The following is a 15,138-nucleotide window of genomic DNA, read 5'->3' as shown; positions in this document are numbered from 1 at the left end:
GTCACTTGTCCAGGTTGTTGTCGATGGTCTTCGTCGCCGTCTTCCAGGCCTCCTCCGCCGACTTGCCCTTCGTCACGAGGATGACGCCGTTGTCGGTCAGACCCTGCTGGATGATCTGGTCCTTCGGGCCGATCACCTGGACCGGGCTGGCCTTCGCGGCCTCGGCGAAGATCGTGCCGATCGGGGCGTCACCCGTCATCTCGTTCTTGGCGCCGGTGACCTCGGCCATCGTGTACGTGCTCGGCGCGCTCGGGAAGGAGCCCTGCACCTTGAACAGCTTGGCCTGCTGCGCGGGCGCGGTCAGCCAGGCGGCCAGCTTCTCCGCCTCCTTCACGTTCTTGCCGCTGGAGGGCACGGTCAGGAAGGAGCCACCCCAGTTGCCGGACTTGGGCGCCACGGCGACGTCCCACTTGCCGGCCGCTTCCGGCTTCGACTTGCCCTTGATGTAGCCGAGCATCCACGGCGGGCAGGCCATCGCGGCGAACTTGCTGTTGGCGATGGTGGTGTCCCAGGCCGGCTGGAACTGGGTCTGCGCACCGACCAGGCCCTCCTCGGCGGCCTTCGCGGTCAGGTCGAAGGCGTTCTTGACGGCGGGGTTCGTCTTGTAGATGACCTCGCCGGAGGCGTCGTAGAACTTCTCCTTCTCACTGCTGAGGATGGCGTTGATCAGGCCGCCGGGGGAGTCCATGAACGTGGTGCCCTTGGGCGCCTTCGCCTTGTACTGCTCGCCCACGGAGACGAACTTGTTCCAGTCGCCCGCCCACAGCTTGCCGACCTCCGTGCGGTCGGCGGGCAGACCGGCCGCCTCGAAGAGGTCCTTGCGGTAGCAGATGGCCATCGGACCGACGTCCGTGCCGAAACCGATCGTCTTGCCGTCCTTGGTCGTGGCCTGCGCCCACTTCCAGTCCAGCCAGGCGCTCTTGTTCACGCCCGAAACCTTGGACAGGTCCTGGAGCTTGGCGGACTGGGTGGCGACGATCTCGGCGATGTTGCCGACTTCGACGGCCTGGATGTCCTGCAGACCGCTGTTGGTCGTGAGGTGGTTGACGAGCGCGGGGTAGTAGTTCTCGTTCCGCTCGGTGACGTTCTCGGCGATCTTGATGTTCGGGTTGAGCTTCTCGTACTCGGCGTAGAGGCCGGCCTCCTTGAAGCCCATCGTGCCGAAGAGCCCCAGCGTGATCGTGGTCTTGCCCTTGCCGTCGCCGGACGACGACCCCTCGGAGCCGTCGTCGCCGCCGTCGTCGGCACAGCCGGCCAGCAGCCCCGCGCCCAGCGTCGCGACGGCCGCGAGGACCAGCGCCTTGCGGGCGATGGGGGTCCCCCCGCTCGAGCGCAGCCGAGAGTGGGGGAGGGTACGTGCTCGCATTGCGTCCTCCTGTTGCCCTGACGTGCCGACCCCCCGGCCAACTGCATGGTTGGGCCCGTTAGTTTCTCGCTGCGGCTCGGGCGGGGAACGTGCGGGATGTGTATGTGTCAGGTACCGTGGGAGCGCTCCCACAAGTGATGTGTTGAAGAGTCGTCGGTTCGGGCGGGGGTGTCAAGAGTGGGGGCGCGGAGGGATGCGTTCAGTTATCCGGCTGTTAGCTAACTCCGGGAGCGGTGCTTTCGGCCGGGGGTGCCGGTCCGCGGTGCGCGCTCCCGTGACCTCCGGTGCGCGGTCGTGCGAACGGACGGGACTGTTAGATTCCAGGCCAGCGTGATGACGACGGCGGGAAGGCGGAGCCCATGGCAAGCCACGGAGCGCGGGGCCGGAGCGGTGGCCGGCCGACCCTCGAAGAGGTGGCCGCACGCGCCGGTGTGGGCCGGGGCACGGTCTCCCGGGTGATCAACGGGTCGCCCCGGGTCAGCGACGCGACCCGCGCCGCCGTCGAGGCCGCGGTCGCCGAGCTCGGCTACGTCCCCAACACCGCCGCCCGCGCCCTCGCCGCCAACCGCACGGACGCCATCGCCCTCGTCGTCCCCGAGCCGGAGACCCGCTTCTTCGCGGAGCCGTACTTCTCGGACATGCTGCGCGGCGTCGGCGCCGAACTCTCCGAGACCGAGATGCAGTTGCTCCTGATCTTCGCGGGCAGTGACCGCGAACGGCGACGGCTGGCCCAGTACCTGGCGGCGCACCGGGTGGACGGCGTCCTGCTGGTCTCGGTCCACGCGGACGACCCCCTGCCGGACCTCATCGCCCAGCTGGAGATCCCGGCCGTGATCAGCGGCCCCCGCTCCGCCGCGGAGACGCTCCCCTCCGTCGACTCCGACAACTACGGCGGCGCCCGCTCCGCCGTCGAGCACCTGCTGGCCCGGGGCCGCCGCCGCATCGCCCACATCACCGGCCGCCTCGACGTCTACGGCGCCCAGCGCCGCGTCGACGGCTACCGCGACGCCCTGCGCGACGCGGGGTACGAGGCGGACGAGGGCCTCATCGAGCCGGGCGACTTCACCGAGGAGGGCGGCCACCGCGCGATGACCGACCTGCTCGCCCGCACCCCCTCCCTCGACGCGGTCTTCGCCGGCTCCGACGTCATGGCGGCCGGCGCCCGCCAGGCCCTGCGCGAGGCGGGCCGCCGCATCCCGGAGGACGTGGCACTGATCGGCTACGACGACTCCGCCATCGCCCGCCACATGGACCCGCCCCTGACCAGCGTCCGCCAGCCCATCGAGGAGATGGGCCGCAGAATGCTGGACCTCCTCCTCACGGAGATAGCGGACCGCCGCCCGGCGGTCTCCCGGGGACTGGAGCGCCGCCAGGTGGTCCTGGCGACGGAGCTGGTGGGGCGGGCTTCGTCGTAGGGGTCCGTTCAGGGCCGGTGCTGTCGTGGGCTGCGGTGAGTCCGGGAGGTGGCTGAGCGTCCGACTCCGCCAGGCCCGGCACCGGCGTCAGCGCCCAGGCGCACACCTCACTGATCTCGTACGGTGACCGACCCGGAACGCAGGCTGTCCACCTCCTGCGTATTGCTCGGATCCCGGGCATGGGGGGTGAGGTTCGACCTCGAGCTGTAACGGCCGCCCCCGCAACGGGGGTGCAGGGCGGCCGCTCTCCCGGTGAGGGCGGCTGTCTGCACCGTCGGCACCGAGGTCTCAGAGACGGGTGGCGATCGCGATGCTGTCGTCGCCCGCCAGCCGGAGGATTGCCTGGGTGATGATGCGCAGCCGCTCCGTGTCGAGCTCGGCCACGGCAGCGATGGTGACGGAGCCGATGCCCACCATCGACATCACCAGCCCCAGGAAGGCACGCTGCCCCGGATCGAGAGGCAGTGTGTACAGCTTCCCCATCAGCCCTTCCCAACGGAGCACGGTACGGCCGCCCTGCACCACGAGGAGCGCCGACGCCACCTGATGCACTGCCAGCACGGTGCGCTCCTCGGCGAGGGCCCGGGCGGCGATGCGGTCGCGGTCGGATGTCGCGGCGCGAACGAGCCGGGCACCGAGCCGTGTCCGCGGAGTGTCGTCAGACGAAGGTGTGGTGGTCTCCATGACCAGGACCGTAGGCAGCGGGAGTGTGCGCCCGCTCGGCGGTTGCGCGTGATTGCGGACCCGCTGGGGCGGTTGCGGCGGATTGCTCAGGCGTAGCCCAGAGAGGCCCGTGCGCGGCCGATGAGTCGGCGTGCCTGCGGGCCGTAGGCGGCGCCTTCGTCGAGGTGGTCCCAGACCCGTGCGTACAGGGCTACGTCGTCGGCGGCTTCGAGCGTGAACTCGGTGTTGACGGTCTCGACGATGACGCGGTCCTCATTGAAGATCCAGAAGCCGTGCTTGGGGGTGATCTTCAGCCGGGCACCGAGCGGCACGATGCCGAGCGACACGGTGCTCATACCGATGAGCCCGACCAGTCGGTCAAGCTGTCCGGCCATGACGTCGGGTGGGCACACGAGGACGTGCAGGGCGCCCTCCCAGATAAGGACACGGAAGGCCTTGTCGGCCTCGTACAGGACGTCTTGGCGTTTCATGCGGGCGTTCACGGCCTCGTCGGTGTCGCGCGGGGACTGCATCAGCTCGGCGTTGCGGATGAGCAAGTGCCGGGCGTAGTCCGGGGTCTGGAACAGTCCAGGGATGACGGTGGCCTCGTAGCCGCGCAGAGTGGTGGTGTGGCGGTACTCGGCGACATAGCGGTCCTGTACGGCCCGGTGACCAGAGGCCAGCTGGCGGCGCCAGGAACGCTGGTGTGACTCCAGGCCTCGCAGTCGGCTCTGGAGGTCGGCGGCTTCGGCCGGGGCGTCGGCGGCCTGTGCCCACGCGGTGAGGTCCGCGGCTGTTGCGGTCTGCTTGCCGGTCTCCAGCCTGGAGACCTTCGAGCGCTGCCAGCCGAGTCGCTCGGCCATGTCCTTGCCGTTGAGGCCGGCCTCGGCGCGCAGCTCGCGCAGTCGCGCGCCGAGGGCGACCCTGGCGCTCTGGAAGTCCGTGCTCACACGGACGAACGTACCTGTGCCCAGACCTCAGCAGTAGGGACTGCGACGCGCCAGGCGGCATCCCTGGCACGGCAGGCGGCGAGTACCTCGGCCCGGTCGTCGATCACCTCGACTCCGATCGTGGTGTCGGTGTCGTCGATGTGCATGCGGACCAGGACGTGCGAGTCGAACAGCCACAGGTCGAAGTCTGGCAGGCCCAGCCGTACGGCCTCGGAGCGGGACAGGACACGAATGTCCTCACCCGCGGCGACGTTCCCGGCCGCGGTCGCCATGAGGAACCGCTGGCCGTCCGTCGGGGGCTCGTCGATGATGCGCACGCGGGAGAACCGTGCGCCCTGTTCCGTCTTAGCGCGCACGTTGACGTTCCAGGGGTGGTCTGGTTCGGGCAGCGGCGCGATGCCGCTCATGAACGCCCGGAAGCGGGCGCCCTGCCGGTCGGAGGCGTAGCCGCGGCGAGTCTCCAACCGGAAGGCGGTGTGCTCGAACTCCGTGAAGAGGTGGGTGATCTCCTCGAAGGGGATCAGCGGGGGCACGGTCACTCCTTGGGGGCGAAGCGGGTCAGCAACTCGCGCGGGATGACGACGAACGTCTCGTGTTCGCCAACGTCGCGCAGTTGGGCGAGGTGCTCGGGGTCGGTGAGCTGGTCGCCCTGAACGACGATGTCTCCCGTCTCAACGACCTCGTACAGGGTGGGGCAGTTGCCGTGTTCGGACGTGGTGCCGAGGAACCTGAGCGTCATCCGGCCCTCCATCTACGCTGGTTGGAGAACCCAGGATGCTGCGAATGCTGCGGGCACGCTGAAGGATTGCGCGAGATTGCGCGTGTCTCGAGTCGGGTGGCCCGTTGCACGCAACAGCGCCCGATTCCGCGAGAGAGGACGCCGACCGGCGTCGGACTGGGCGCCCGGGCATGACAAAGACCCTCTTCCGCCCGTAGGGCCCTGGAGGTTTTCGCACAGATCGACCTTGAGGATCGCGATCCGCTCGTCCTCGTCGATCTGCTCGCGGAGCCACCGCGCCAGCGGTTCCATCCCGTGCTCCCTTCATCGGCGGGGAGAGACGGGACTGTGACGGTTGGGCCCGCTGCCCGGGCGCCGCGCGCATCGTGAGCGTCCCGTCCGGGACCTCCCACGGTGGACCTCTCCGGTCCCGTCGCCGGGCAGCGGGTGTCTGGCACGACGAAGCCCCGGCCGGCTCGGGTGAGCGCTCGGGGGACAGGGGCCTCGCGTGGCTGGTGTGTCCGGACACGCCGGACGTGGGGCCAGGACGCGTCATGATCGTGCCGAGTGCGACTACGGGCTACGTCAGTCCCAGCCGAGCAGTCCGGCGTTGGCCTGGGCGTGGCAGATGTTGTACCCGCCGGACGCGTGGGCCTTCTCGGTGTGGCCGTCGACCGTGACCGAGCACTGGATGTCCCCCGAGCCCTGGAGCTGGGCCATCACGTTGTAGAACAGCGCGTCGTCGCCCAGGGGCAAGGTGGCCTCGAACTTGCCGTTCTTGAAGGTGCCCTTGCGGGTGTCACTGTCCGAGCCGTAGGTGATGTCGAGCGGGCCCAGAGCGCCGGCAGGGGCGGTGCCCCACACTTTGAAGGTGACGACCTTCGCCTCGTCGTCCTTGGCCTCGCCGGTCTTGGCCTTGTCGCTGGGCTCACCAGCGGCGGCGTTCCTGTCGTCCTTGGGAGCGGAGGCCGCAGGCGTGACGTCGCTGGAACCGCTGGACTCGTTGCTGCTGCTTCCACCGACGGCCACGCCGATGGCGCCGATCACGACTAACAGGGCGACGACGCCGAGGCATCCGAATCCGATGATCTTGCCGGTATTGGACTTCTTCGGCGGCAGCGGCTGGAACGGCGGGTGCCCGTAGCCGGGCGGGGTCTGGGGGCCGCCCCATCCCGGCTGCTGCGGGTGGGGCTGGTTCGGCTGGGGCTGCGGGTGCTGCTGGCTCACGTGTCCCCCCGAGGGATCGTTTGTGTCTTGCAGGTGTGCGACTTGAAAAGGAGCTGTGTGGTTGCGTCGAAACGGGAAACTTCACCCGATGTGATGAACGCGGACTCCGCTGCAGGAGGACTTCGGGGCCGCGCCGGGCGGCCATCCAGGGGGGTCAGGGAGTGTCGGCCACGGAGTGGGACGACTGGAGCCTCACGAGTACTCCCGTCCCTTTTGTGGATGGTTGTCCGTCCGTCAGGTAGTCATTCCTTGGTCCGCTCGTCGACGCCGTTCAGGCGCTCGACGTACCGGGTCACGTAGTCGACGAGGGGCACGTCGCCGGAGATGGCCGGCGTCTGGATGAGCCCCAGTCCGGGGCGCCTACCCGCGCGGCCACTGGATGCCGTGCGCTCGACCGGTTTCTGGAACGACTCGGCCTGGACGCGCCCCTCGGCGGGGTACTCGCCGCCGAACTTCTCGTTCTGCCACCGACCGCCCTGGCGCCAATTTCCTGGAAGGTGATGGCGCCGTTCTTCTTCGGTCATTCAACGATGCGCGCCAGGCAGGGCAGACAGACGGCCGATCTCATGATCAGTTCCCGTCGTGTTGCATGACGGCGAGAAACACCAAGGGCTGACCCGTTTACACGGGTCAGCCCTTGATCATTCAGGGTGAGTGACGGGACTCGAACCCGCGGCATCCTGGACCACAACCAGGTGCTCTACCAGCTGAGCTACACCCACCATGTCGGCGGTGCGGGTTTCCCCGACCGGCCGAGAAAAAGTGTACAGGGTCCGAAGGGGTGCTCGCGCACGCCTTTACTGGGCGGGCAGGACGTGCTTCGCGGCGATCGTCTTCGCGGTGTCGGAGTCGGGGCCCGGCTGCGGTACGAAGATGGCCTCGCGGTAGTAGCGCAGTTCGGCGATGGACTCGCGGATGTCGGCGAGGGCGCGGTGGTTGCCGTTCTTCTCGGGGCTGTTGAAGTACGCCCGCGGGTACCAGCGCCGGGCGAGCTCCTTGATGCTGGAGACGTCGACGATCCGGTAGTGGAGGTAGTCCTCCAGCGTCGGCATGTCGCGCAGCAGGAAGCCGCGGTCGGTGCCGACGGAGTTCCCGCACAGGGGCGCCTTGCCGGGCTCCTTCACGTGCTCCCGTACATACGCGAGCACCTGCTCCTCGGCGTCGGCCAGCGTCGTGCCGCCCGCGAGTTCGTCCAGCAGTCCGGACGCGGTGTGCATCTGACGCACCACCTCCGGCATCGTCTCCAGCGCCGAGTCCGGCGGCCGGATGACGATGTCCACACCCTCGCCGAGCACGTTCAGCTCGGAGTCGGTGACGAGGGCGGCAACCTCGATGAGCGCGTCGTCGGACAGCGAGAGGCCGGTCATCTCGCAGTCGATCCACACCATGCGATCGTTCATGCGTCCAACCCTACGGTGAGCTGCCGCTTGCTGAGCCGGGTGTGCGGTGAGGTGTTCTTGAGGGTGCCGTGTCCTGTGTGGGGTTCTGCGGTGCCGGAAGAGACGGGCCGGGCCGGCAGTCGCCGAAGTGCGGGGCGGCAGGGGCGGGGATGATCTCCGCCCCCGCCGCCCCGTACGCTCACATCCCGCTACGTGGCCCCGGCAGTCCCGCCCGCGACCCGGCGTACGCGTCGCGCGCGTGATCCGACGACATGGCGGACGCGGACGACGCGGAGGCGGTCGAGCCCATCGTTCCCGCACCGGCCCCCGCCGTGCGCCGCAGCTGCGGTGGCACGCCGGTCTCCGGGTGCAGCGCCGGCCCCATCTGCGCCGAGGCCGCCGCGACCGGTGCGGACGGTTCGGTGTCGGTCGGCGGGCGTTCGCCCTGCGGCCGGCGGGCCCGGTACGCCGCCCGGTACGCGGCCGGCGACGAGCCCAGCTGGCGCCGGAAGTGACCGCGCAGGGCCACCGGCGAGCGGAAGCCGCAGCGGCCGGCGACCTCGTCGACGGAGTAGTCCGACGTCTCCAGCAGCCGCTGGGCCTGGAGCACCCGCTGAGTGATCAGCCACTGCAGCGGCGCGCTGCCGGTGAGCGAGCGGAAACGCCGGTCGAACGTCCGCCGGCTCATGTACGCGCGGGCCGCCAGCGTCTCCACGTCGAACTGCTCGTGGAGGTGCTCCAGCGCCCAGGCGACGACCTCGGCGAGCGGGTCGGCGCCGATCTCCTCCGGTAAAGACCGGTCCAGGTAGCGCTCCTGCCCGCCCGACCGGCGCGGCGGGACGACCAGGCGCCGGGCGAGCGCGCCCGCCGCCTCGTTGCCGTGGTCCGTCCGCACGATGTGGAGACAGAGATCGATTCCGGCCGCCGTACCCGCCGACGTCAGCACGTCGCCGTCGTCGACGAACAGCTCCCTGGGATCCACATGGACCGACGGATAGCGCTTGGCCAGCGTCGGCGCGTACATCCAGTGCGTGGTGGCCGGACGGCCGTCCAGCAGGCCCGCCGCCGCCAGCACGAACGCGCCGGTGCACAGGCCCACGATGCGGGCGCCCTCCTCATGGGCCCGGCGCAGTGCGTCGAGCGCCTCCGCCGGTGGTGGGGAGGTGATCGAACGCCAGGCCGGCACGACGACGGTGCCCGCCCGGGAGATCGCCTCCAGGCCGTGTGGTGCGGTGAGTTCCAGGCCCCCTGTGGTCCGCAGCGGGCCGTCCTCGCCGGCGCACACCAACAGGCGGTAGCGCGGCACGCCGGCGTCCTGGCGGTCAATCCCGAACACCGACAGCGGAATGGAACTCTCGAAAATGGGGCCGCCGCTGAACAGCAGCACCGCGACGATCTCCTTGCGACGTCGCCCGGACAGTTTCCGGGCCGCGGCTTCCGGCGCGGCAGTGGAGTCGTGGCTCATCCTGCTAAGCCCCCCTCGGTGGTCGCGGCTCCTCGGTTGTGTCGCTCCTGCACGTTTCCCCTCGGTCCTGCACGAGTCCCCCGCCGTAGACAGTCAAGATCGAATCTACTGTGTCGCGTGATGCCGGAGTGGCCAGTTCAGCACCCGGCGCATTGTCGACATGGCAACTTGGCGTGAAGCATTCGATCACGAAGCGTTGCACTCGTGGGTCGTGCAGGGAAGTGCGCCTTGTCGCGGTGGCCAATCTCCGTAGGGTGCGCAGTACCCCTGAGACCCTTTCCGTGCAGGTCGAACGGGGGGTGGGGGGTGGTTACGGCAAGGGATGCGCAGGATCCGGAAGTTGGCTGAAAAGCTACGGTCGCGTGCGTGAAAACCGGTCAGCCGACCGGTGTGCTTCCGCCGCTGTGACGACCGCCACGGTGCGACCCCGTTCCGGTGCGCTGATGGCGTCCGCGGTGGGGCGCGTGCGGCACGTGCGGGCAGGGCTCGTCGGCGGGCGGCCGGGCCGCGTACCGCTCGGACCGGCGCAGCAGCAGCCGGCAGACGGCCGTGACGGCGGCGAGGCCGAGGGCGGTGCCGGCGGTGCCGGCCAGGGAGGTGCCGTACCAGAGGAGGACCACCGGGACCAGGACACAGCTGAAGACCGCCCAGCGGATCAGGTCGGTGGTCCTGTCGTCGCCGGCGTGGGCCTCGGGGTTCGGGCGGGACGAGGGCATGGGGCGGGCTCCTCCCTGGGTGGTGGTTCACGGGTATCAACGCCTGGTCGACCGGCCGGTCACTCACCCGGCGGGCCCGGGACGGGGAATCCCGTGCAAACCGCCTGTACGGGGCAGCAACCATTGCGTTACGGGCGCCCCCTCGTGCATGCTCCCTGGAACCCCCACGGACCACGCGCGGGATCTGGGCCGGCGAGGCGTGCCGCCGTACCCTTGGGGGTATGGGGCCGGGAAGATGATTCCCGGACACAGCTCCGCCGCTCCAGCTCGTCCCACCCGTATAAGGATCGATACGCCGAGACAGCCATGGCCGGTCACGAATTCTTCGAACCCGCGGACCGCAAGCGGCCGGTCGCCGATCCCACGGCGGCCGATCCCCTGGCGGCGGAAGAGACACGCCCCACCTGCGATCCCGCCTTCAAGCACGGTGTCGTCGTCGGCTTCGACGGCTCCACCTCCAGCGAGCGCGCCCTCGCGTACGCCATCGGCATGGCCCATCGCTCCGGCTCGGGGCTGATCATCGTGCACGTCGCCAACCGGCTGCCGACCACGGTGTGGGCCGGCTGCGAGCCGCCGGTCTTCGTCGACGTGCCGGACCACCGCACCGAGGTGCTCGGTCTGGAGCTCGCCTGCGCGGACTACCTCACCGAGGTGCCGTGGATCCTGGTCGAGCGCGGCGGAGACATCTGTCATGAACTCGAAGAGGTGGGACGGGAGTACGAGGCCGACGCGATCGTCGTCGGCTCGACGCACGGCATCGTCGGGCGGATCTTCGGCTCCGTCGCCGGACGGCTCGCCAAGCGGGCCAAGCGGCCCGTCGTCGTCATTCCGTAACTCGCCTTCCTCCCAGGTGAGATGAGCCCCGGCTCCCTTCTCCTGTCTTGGTGCGCCGCCTGAATCCGCTGGTGCGCAGAGGTGTTTGTGCCTTTGTGAAGGGCATATATCGCTCACCGCACCCTTGCACGACGCATGAAGGGAGCCCGCCGTGGACAACGACGTCTCTGCGGGAAGCACCACCACGACCGTGGGCCGACTCGCCCTGGGCATCACCCTGTTGGCGTTCGGACTCGGGCACACCGGCCTGATCGACGGCGTGACGGCGGCGGACGCCGTACCCATCGCCCACTACGTCGGCGGTGTCGCGCTGTTCGCCGCCGGCCTCTTCGCCTTCCGGGACCGGGACACGGCCACCGGTACCGCCTACGCGGCCCTCGGCGCGCTCTGGTTCACCTGGGCGGTCTCCGCCGGATCCCAGGTCTCCGACAACGCCGCCGGACTCTTCCTGCTGCTCTTCGCGCTCGTGGCGCTCTCCCTGACGCTCGCCGGTGGCGGCCGACTGACCCAGGGCACGTACGGGTTGTTCACCGTCTCGCTGGTGCTGTTGGCCGTCGCCGGCTTCGCGGGCGGTGACGGTCTGGCCAGGGTCGGCGGCTGGTTCGCCGTCGCCGCGGGCGCGGTCGCGTGGTACGCGGCGACCGCGGCGCTCGCGCACTGGCCCACGGCTCTTCCTCGACGGGTTGCCGGCCGGGGGGTGACGGCCACCGGCTGAACGGCAGCCGAGGCCGGGGAGTTGGGCAGCCCCGGCGCATGAGAGCGGACCCCCCGTGATGGGTGGCATCACGGGGGGTCCGTTCTGTTGTCCTGTCTGTCGTCCCGCCTCCGCGAGCGCGTCGTGGTTTCGCGCGCCCGCGCGGCGGGGCCGCATGTCGATGCGGCCCCGGGCGCTTTCGGGGGCGCGCCTACTCCACCGTCACCGACTTGGCGAGGTTGCGCGGCTTGTCGATGTCGCGGCCGAGCGCCTTCGCCGTGTAGTAGGCGAGCAGCTGGAGCGGGATTCCCATGAGGATCGGGTCGAGTTCGTCCTCGTTCTTCGGGACGACGATCGTCTGGTCGGCCTTCTCCTGCTCCTGGTGGGCGACCGCGAGGATCTTGCCGCTGCGGGCCTTGATCTCCTCCAGGGCGGCGCGGTTCTTCTCCAGCAGGTCGTCGTCGGGGACGATCGCGACCGTCGGCAGGGCCGGCTCGATCAGGGCCAGCGGGCCGTGCTTGAGCTCGGAGGCCGGGTAGGCCTCGGCGTGGATGTAGGAGACCTCCTTCAGCTTCAGGGAGGCCTCACGGGCCACCGGGTAGCCCCGGACGCGGCCGATGAAGAGCATCGAGCGGGCCTCGGCGAACTCGTCGGCCAGCTTCTTGATGTCCTCCTCGCCCTTCATGATCTCCGCGATCTGGGCGGGCAGCTTGCGCAGACCCTCGATGATCCGCTTGCCGTCGCGCACCGAGAGGTCGCGGGTGCGGCCCAGGTGCAGGGCGAGCAGCGCGAAGGCGACCGTCGTGTTCGTGAAGCACTTGGTGGAGACGACGCAGACCTCGGGGCCGGCGTGCACGTAGATGCCGCCGTCGGCCTCGCGGGCGATCGCCGAGCCGACCACGTTGACCACGCCGAGGACCCGGGCGCCCTTGCGCTTCAGCTCCTGGACGGCGGCCAGCACGTCGTACGTCTCACCGGACTGCGAGACGGCGATGTACAGGGTGTCGGGGTCGACGACCGCGTTGCGGTAGCGGAACTCGGAGGCCGGCTCGGCGTCGGCGGGGATGCGGGCCAGCTCCTCGATCATCTGGGCGCCGATCATGCCCGCGTGGTACGAGGTGCCGCAGCCCAGGATCTTCACGCGGCGGATCTGGCGCGCCTCGCGGGCGTCCAGGTTGAGGCCGCCGAGGTGCACGGTGGAGAAGCGGTCGTCGATGCGGCCGCGCAGCACGCGGTCCACGGCGTCGGCCTGCTCGTGGATCTCCTTGTGCATGTAGGTGTCGTGGCCGCCCATGTCGTAGGAGGCGGCCTCCCACTCCACGGTGGTGGGCTCGGCGGTGGTGCGGGTGCCCTCGGTGGTGTAGGTGCGGAAGTCGTCGGCCTTGAGGGTGGCCATCTCGCCGTCGTCCAGCGTGACTATCTGCCGGGTGTGGGCGACCAGCGCGGCGATGTCGGAGGCGACGAACATCTCCTTCTCGCCGATGCCGAGGACGACCGGGGAGCCGTTGCGGGCGACGACGATGCGGTCGTTGAAGTCGGCGTGCATGACGGCGATGCCGTAGGTGCCCTCGACGACGCGCAGCGCCTCGCGGACCTTGTCCTCGAGCTTCTCGGCCTGGGAGCGGGCGACGAGGTGGACGAGGACCTCGGTGTCGGTCTCGGAGAGGAACTCGACGCCGTCCGCCTCCAGCTTGCGGCGCAGGTCGGAGGCGTTGTCGATGATGCCGTTGTGGACGACGGCGACCTTGAGGTCGGCCGACATGTGCGGGTGGGCGTTGACGTCGGAGGGGGCGCCGTGGGTGGCCCAGCGGGTGTGGGCGATGCCGGTGGTGCCCTTGAAGCGGGCCGGGACCTTGGCCTCGAGGTCGCGGACGCGGCCCTTGGCCTTGACCATCTTCAGGCCGGCCGTCTTCGGGGAGGTGACGACGATGCCCGCGGAGTCGTAGCCGCGGTACTCCAGACGCTGGAGGCCTTCCAGGAGGAGGGGGGCGACGTCACGCTTCCCGATGTATCCGACAATTCCGCACATATATAGGTATCCCCAAGCTTCGGCTCAGCCGTAGACGATGCGCCGCAGTTGCCGGAGCGTGAGCTCCGGCGGGGCGACCGCACGGTATTTCAGGTCCGCCTCGATCCGTTCGAAGATCTCCGTGTTCACCAGGCCCCGGGCCTGGAGCTCGCGGTGGCGGCGACGGACGTAGTCCTCGGTCGTCTCGTCGAAGAAGGCGAGCACGTCCTGGATCACCCGCAGCGCCTCGCCCCTGTTCAGGGGCGTGGATCGCATCAGATGATCAACAAGTTCGTCGTGCACCCGGTAGATCCTGGAGTACCGGCGTGACTTTCGCAAGATTCCTGCCCGATTCCGGGCAGGGGCCCGTTGGCGATCTTGGGGCGAACATTGAACCTCTCATGAGTGCCTGTTCCCGCGCCGTCCACCCCCGCGCCCGCGGTTCGTCGCCCGAGGAGACCAGTTTCACACCCCATGGACATTCCTCGCATGGGCGTACCCGAGCCGCTCGCCGGCCGCATGAGCATGGCCGAGCAGCACGAGTACCTGCGCTCCACGTTCGGGCGCCGCACGATGATCAGAGGCGGCGCGGTCACGCTCGGCGCCGTCGCCGGTGGCGCGTTCGTCACCGGCGCCACCGCACAGGCCGCGCCCCGGACGGTCGCGAGCACCGAGTGGTCCCGGCCCCACGCCCGGAAGGCGGGGCGCGCGAGCGGCGGGCGGTCCTCGGGACCATCACATCCGCTTGAGGACCGCCTGCTTGGCCATCGTGAACTCCTCGTCGGTCAGGACGCCCTCGCGGCGCAGTTCGCCCAGCTCGCGCAGTCGCCGCAGCAGCGCGTCGTGGTCGTCCTCGGTGGGCGAGGCGGGCGCGGTGGGCGAGGCGGGCGAAGCGGGCGCGGTGGCGAGGGCGCGCGGGGCGGGCTCCGGCGGCCGTACCGCGTCCTCGGGGGCCGCGGCCGGGTGCGGGAGCCGGGCCTGGACGGCGGCCGCCACCAGTGCCATCAGCGGGTCCTTCTTGAAGCCCCACAGCTCCACGGCGTTGGGGTCGTACTTCGGCGGGGTCTTGGTGGGCGCGCCCCGCACGGTGAAGCGCAGGTGGCCGTTCTCCAGGCCGACGGCCGGGTGCCACTCCACGGCCGTGATCTCGGCGAGGGGGAGGCTGCGGGCACCGGCCGCGGCCTTGGCGTCCTCCGTCTTCCAGTTCCACTCCAGGCGGACGCGCTCGCCGTCGAAGCTCGCGGTGCCGTCCCCGGCGGAGACCGACAGGGGCACGGACGGGCCGGGCAGCAGGTAGGCGTCCACCGGGTCGGAGGGGACCTGGTCCAGCAGCAGCGCGTTGCGCACCTCGTCCACGAAGTACTCCGCGACGCCGTGGCGGTCGGACTCGACCAGCAGCTGGTAGGGGTCGTGGGGCTCGGTCAGCCGGCCGCCGGTCGCGTGCAGCAGCGGGTCGGCGCCGTCGCGCAGCCGCAGCCTGAGCCGCCCGGTCCTCTTGCCGTGCTCGAACGAGACGCCCGCCAACGCGCCCAGCGGGACGACGAGTTCGCCCAGGGTCCTGCGGAGCAGACCGACGTTCTTGTCCCTTCCCGGAGTCAGCCGCAGGGCATCGCCGTCGAAGACCCAGGTGCCGTCCTTCTGGATGATTTCCGCCATGGGGGGATTGTTCCATCAGCGGTTTCTCCCAAGTCCGGGAAACGGCA

The 15,138-nt window shown here is 70.0% G+C and carries 16 protein-coding genes, 1 tRNA gene and 1 pseudogene; 4 read left to right on the top strand and 14 right to left on the bottom strand.

Annotated features, from left to right (window positions below):
• Position 1: 1 nt before the first annotated feature.
• On the bottom strand, positions 2-1,366 hold the full coding sequence (locus ACF1A1_RS19480; RefSeq protein WP_392001293.1) for an ABC transporter substrate-binding protein: 1,365 nt from the start codon (positions 1,364-1,366) through the stop codon (positions 2-4).
• A gap of 359 nt (positions 1,367-1,725) precedes the next feature.
• Here ACF1A1_RS19480 and ACF1A1_RS19475 point away from each other — a divergent pair, with 359 nt between their 5' ends.
• Entirely contained in the window at positions 1,726-2,781 is a 1,056-nt protein-coding gene (locus ACF1A1_RS19475) for a LacI family DNA-binding transcriptional regulator (protein WP_392001291.1), read from the top strand.
• A 288-nt stretch (positions 2,782-3,069) separates the two neighbouring features.
• Here the strand turns inward: ACF1A1_RS19475 and ACF1A1_RS19470 are convergent, their stop codons facing one another.
• The 10 genes from ACF1A1_RS19470 to ACF1A1_RS19425 form a co-directional block, all read right to left on the bottom strand.
• Positions 3,070-3,465, bottom strand: a complete 396-nt coding sequence (locus ACF1A1_RS19470; protein WP_392001290.1) for a hypothetical protein — start codon at positions 3,463-3,465, stop codon at positions 3,070-3,072.
• A gap of 86 nt (positions 3,466-3,551) precedes the next feature.
• A complete protein-coding gene (locus ACF1A1_RS19465; RefSeq protein WP_392001288.1) occupies positions 3,552-4,394 on the bottom strand; it encodes a helix-turn-helix domain-containing protein in 843 nt (280 codons plus the stop codon).
• Positions 4,391-4,927 (bottom strand): DUF6879 family protein, encoded by a 537-nt coding sequence (locus tag ACF1A1_RS19460; RefSeq protein WP_392001287.1) that lies wholly within the window; start codon positions 4,925-4,927, stop codon positions 4,391-4,393. Before ACF1A1_RS19460 ends, ACF1A1_RS19465 begins: the two co-directional genes overlap by 4 nt.
• Before the next feature lie 2 nt (positions 4,928-4,929).
• Positions 4,930-5,133 carry a hypothetical protein gene (locus ACF1A1_RS19455; protein ID WP_392001285.1) on the bottom strand — a complete coding sequence of 68 codons (204 nt, stop codon included), beginning with the start codon at positions 5,131-5,133 and terminating at the stop codon, positions 4,930-4,932.
• A 564-nt stretch (positions 5,134-5,697) separates the two neighbouring features.
• Positions 5,698-6,339, bottom strand: a complete 642-nt coding sequence (locus tag ACF1A1_RS19450; RefSeq protein ID WP_392001283.1) for a hypothetical protein — start codon at positions 6,337-6,339, stop codon at positions 5,698-5,700.
• A 242-nt stretch (positions 6,340-6,581) separates the two neighbouring features.
• Entirely contained in the window at positions 6,582-6,863 is a 282-nt protein-coding gene (locus ACF1A1_RS19445; protein ID WP_392001282.1) for a hypothetical protein, read from the bottom strand.
• A gap of 125 nt (positions 6,864-6,988) precedes the next feature.
• Positions 6,989-7,061 (bottom strand) — tRNA-His (locus ACF1A1_RS19440).
• A 75-nt stretch (positions 7,062-7,136) separates the two neighbouring features.
• Positions 7,137-7,739, bottom strand: a complete 603-nt coding sequence (gene orn / locus ACF1A1_RS19435; protein ID WP_189941427.1) for an oligoribonuclease — start codon at positions 7,737-7,739, stop codon at positions 7,137-7,139.
• A gap of 178 nt (positions 7,740-7,917) precedes the next feature.
• Entirely contained in the window at positions 7,918-9,183 is a 1,266-nt protein-coding gene (locus ACF1A1_RS19430) for a helix-turn-helix domain-containing protein (protein WP_392001280.1), read from the bottom strand.
• 377 nt (positions 9,184-9,560) lie between these two features.
• Positions 9,561-9,899 (bottom strand): hypothetical protein, encoded by a 339-nt coding sequence (locus tag ACF1A1_RS19425; RefSeq protein ID WP_392001279.1) that lies wholly within the window; start codon positions 9,897-9,899, stop codon positions 9,561-9,563.
• Positions 9,900-10,205: 306 nt separating this feature from the next.
• Here ACF1A1_RS19425 and ACF1A1_RS19420 point away from each other — a divergent pair, with 306 nt between their 5' ends.
• Both ACF1A1_RS19420 and ACF1A1_RS19415 read left to right on the top strand, forming a co-directional pair.
• Complete coding sequence (locus tag ACF1A1_RS19420) at positions 10,206-10,733, top strand: universal stress protein (protein WP_392001277.1); 528 nt, start codon at positions 10,206-10,208, stop codon at positions 10,731-10,733.
• Between the two features lie 151 nt (positions 10,734-10,884).
• Positions 10,885-11,448 carry a GPR1/FUN34/YaaH family transporter gene (locus ACF1A1_RS19415; RefSeq protein WP_392001275.1) on the top strand — a complete coding sequence of 188 codons (564 nt, stop codon included), beginning with the start codon at positions 10,885-10,887 and terminating at the stop codon, positions 11,446-11,448.
• Between the two features lie 190 nt (positions 11,449-11,638).
• Here the strand turns inward: ACF1A1_RS19415 and glmS are convergent, their stop codons facing one another.
• Both glmS and ACF1A1_RS19405 read right to left on the bottom strand, forming a co-directional pair.
• Positions 11,639-13,456 (bottom strand): glutamine--fructose-6-phosphate transaminase (isomerizing), encoded by a 1,818-nt coding sequence (gene glmS / locus ACF1A1_RS19410; protein WP_392001274.1) that lies wholly within the window; start codon positions 13,454-13,456, stop codon positions 11,639-11,641.
• A gap of 24 nt (positions 13,457-13,480) precedes the next feature.
• Positions 13,481-13,738 carry a hypothetical protein gene (locus ACF1A1_RS19405; protein ID WP_392001589.1) on the bottom strand — a complete coding sequence of 86 codons (258 nt, stop codon included), beginning with the start codon at positions 13,736-13,738 and terminating at the stop codon, positions 13,481-13,483.
• A gap of 171 nt (positions 13,739-13,909) precedes the next feature.
• On the opposite strand from ACF1A1_RS19405, the pseudogene ACF1A1_RS19400 reads away from it, so the two are divergent.
• Positions 13,910-14,110: pseudogene (locus tag ACF1A1_RS19400) on the top strand (phosphoesterase); the annotation flags it as partial.
• Positions 14,111-14,170: 60 nt separating this feature from the next.
• Here ACF1A1_RS19400 and ACF1A1_RS19395 read toward each other — a convergent pair.
• Positions 14,171-15,091 (bottom strand): DUF4429 domain-containing protein, encoded by a 921-nt coding sequence (locus ACF1A1_RS19395; RefSeq protein ID WP_392001272.1) that lies wholly within the window; start codon positions 15,089-15,091, stop codon positions 14,171-14,173.
• Positions 15,092-15,138 lie beyond the last annotated feature (47 nt).

Origin of the sequence: Streptomyces sp. NPDC014995, from assembly GCF_043080745.1 — a bacterium.
In the GTDB taxonomy this organism is placed as follows: Bacteria; Actinomycetota; Actinomycetes; order Streptomycetales; family Streptomycetaceae; genus Streptomyces.
The sequence above is the reverse complement of the archived record's forward strand: the minus strand, read 5'-3'. Positions and strand labels throughout refer to the sequence as shown.

What these genes read in the sequence shown, in the direction of transcription:
- ACF1A1_RS19480 (WP_392001293.1), bottom strand. Translation starts at nt 1,366, where the DNA reads ATGCGAGCACGTACCCTCCCCCACTCTCGGCTGCGCTCGAGCGGGGGG.
- ACF1A1_RS19475 (WP_392001291.1), top strand. Translation starts at nt 1,726, where the DNA reads ATGGCAAGCCACGGAGCGCGGGGCCGGAGCGGTGGCCGGCCGACCCTC.
- ACF1A1_RS19470 (WP_392001290.1), bottom strand. Translation starts at nt 3,465, where the DNA reads ATGGAGACCACCACACCTTCGTCTGACGACACTCCGCGGACACGGCTC.
- ACF1A1_RS19455 (WP_392001285.1), bottom strand. Translation starts at nt 5,133, where the DNA reads ATGACGCTCAGGTTCCTCGGCACCACGTCCGAACACGGCAACTGCCCC.
- ACF1A1_RS19445 (WP_392001282.1), bottom strand. Translation starts at nt 6,863, where the DNA reads ATGACCGAAGAAGAACGGCGCCATCACCTTCCAGGAAATTGGCGCCAG.
- orn (WP_189941427.1), bottom strand. Translation starts at nt 7,739, where the DNA reads ATGAACGATCGCATGGTGTGGATCGACTGCGAGATGACCGGCCTCTCG.
- ACF1A1_RS19430 (WP_392001280.1), bottom strand. Translation starts at nt 9,183, where the DNA reads ATGAGCCACGACTCCACTGCCGCGCCGGAAGCCGCGGCCCGGAAACTG.
- ACF1A1_RS19425 (WP_392001279.1), bottom strand. Translation starts at nt 9,899, where the DNA reads ATGCCCTCGTCCCGCCCGAACCCCGAGGCCCACGCCGGCGACGACAGG.
- ACF1A1_RS19420 (WP_392001277.1), top strand. Translation starts at nt 10,206, where the DNA reads ATGGCCGGTCACGAATTCTTCGAACCCGCGGACCGCAAGCGGCCGGTC.
- glmS (WP_392001274.1), bottom strand. Translation starts at nt 13,456, where the DNA reads ATGTGCGGAATTGTCGGATACATCGGGAAGCGTGACGTCGCCCCCCTC.
- ACF1A1_RS19395 (WP_392001272.1), bottom strand. Translation starts at nt 15,091, where the DNA reads ATGGCGGAAATCATCCAGAAGGACGGCACCTGGGTCTTCGACGGCGAT.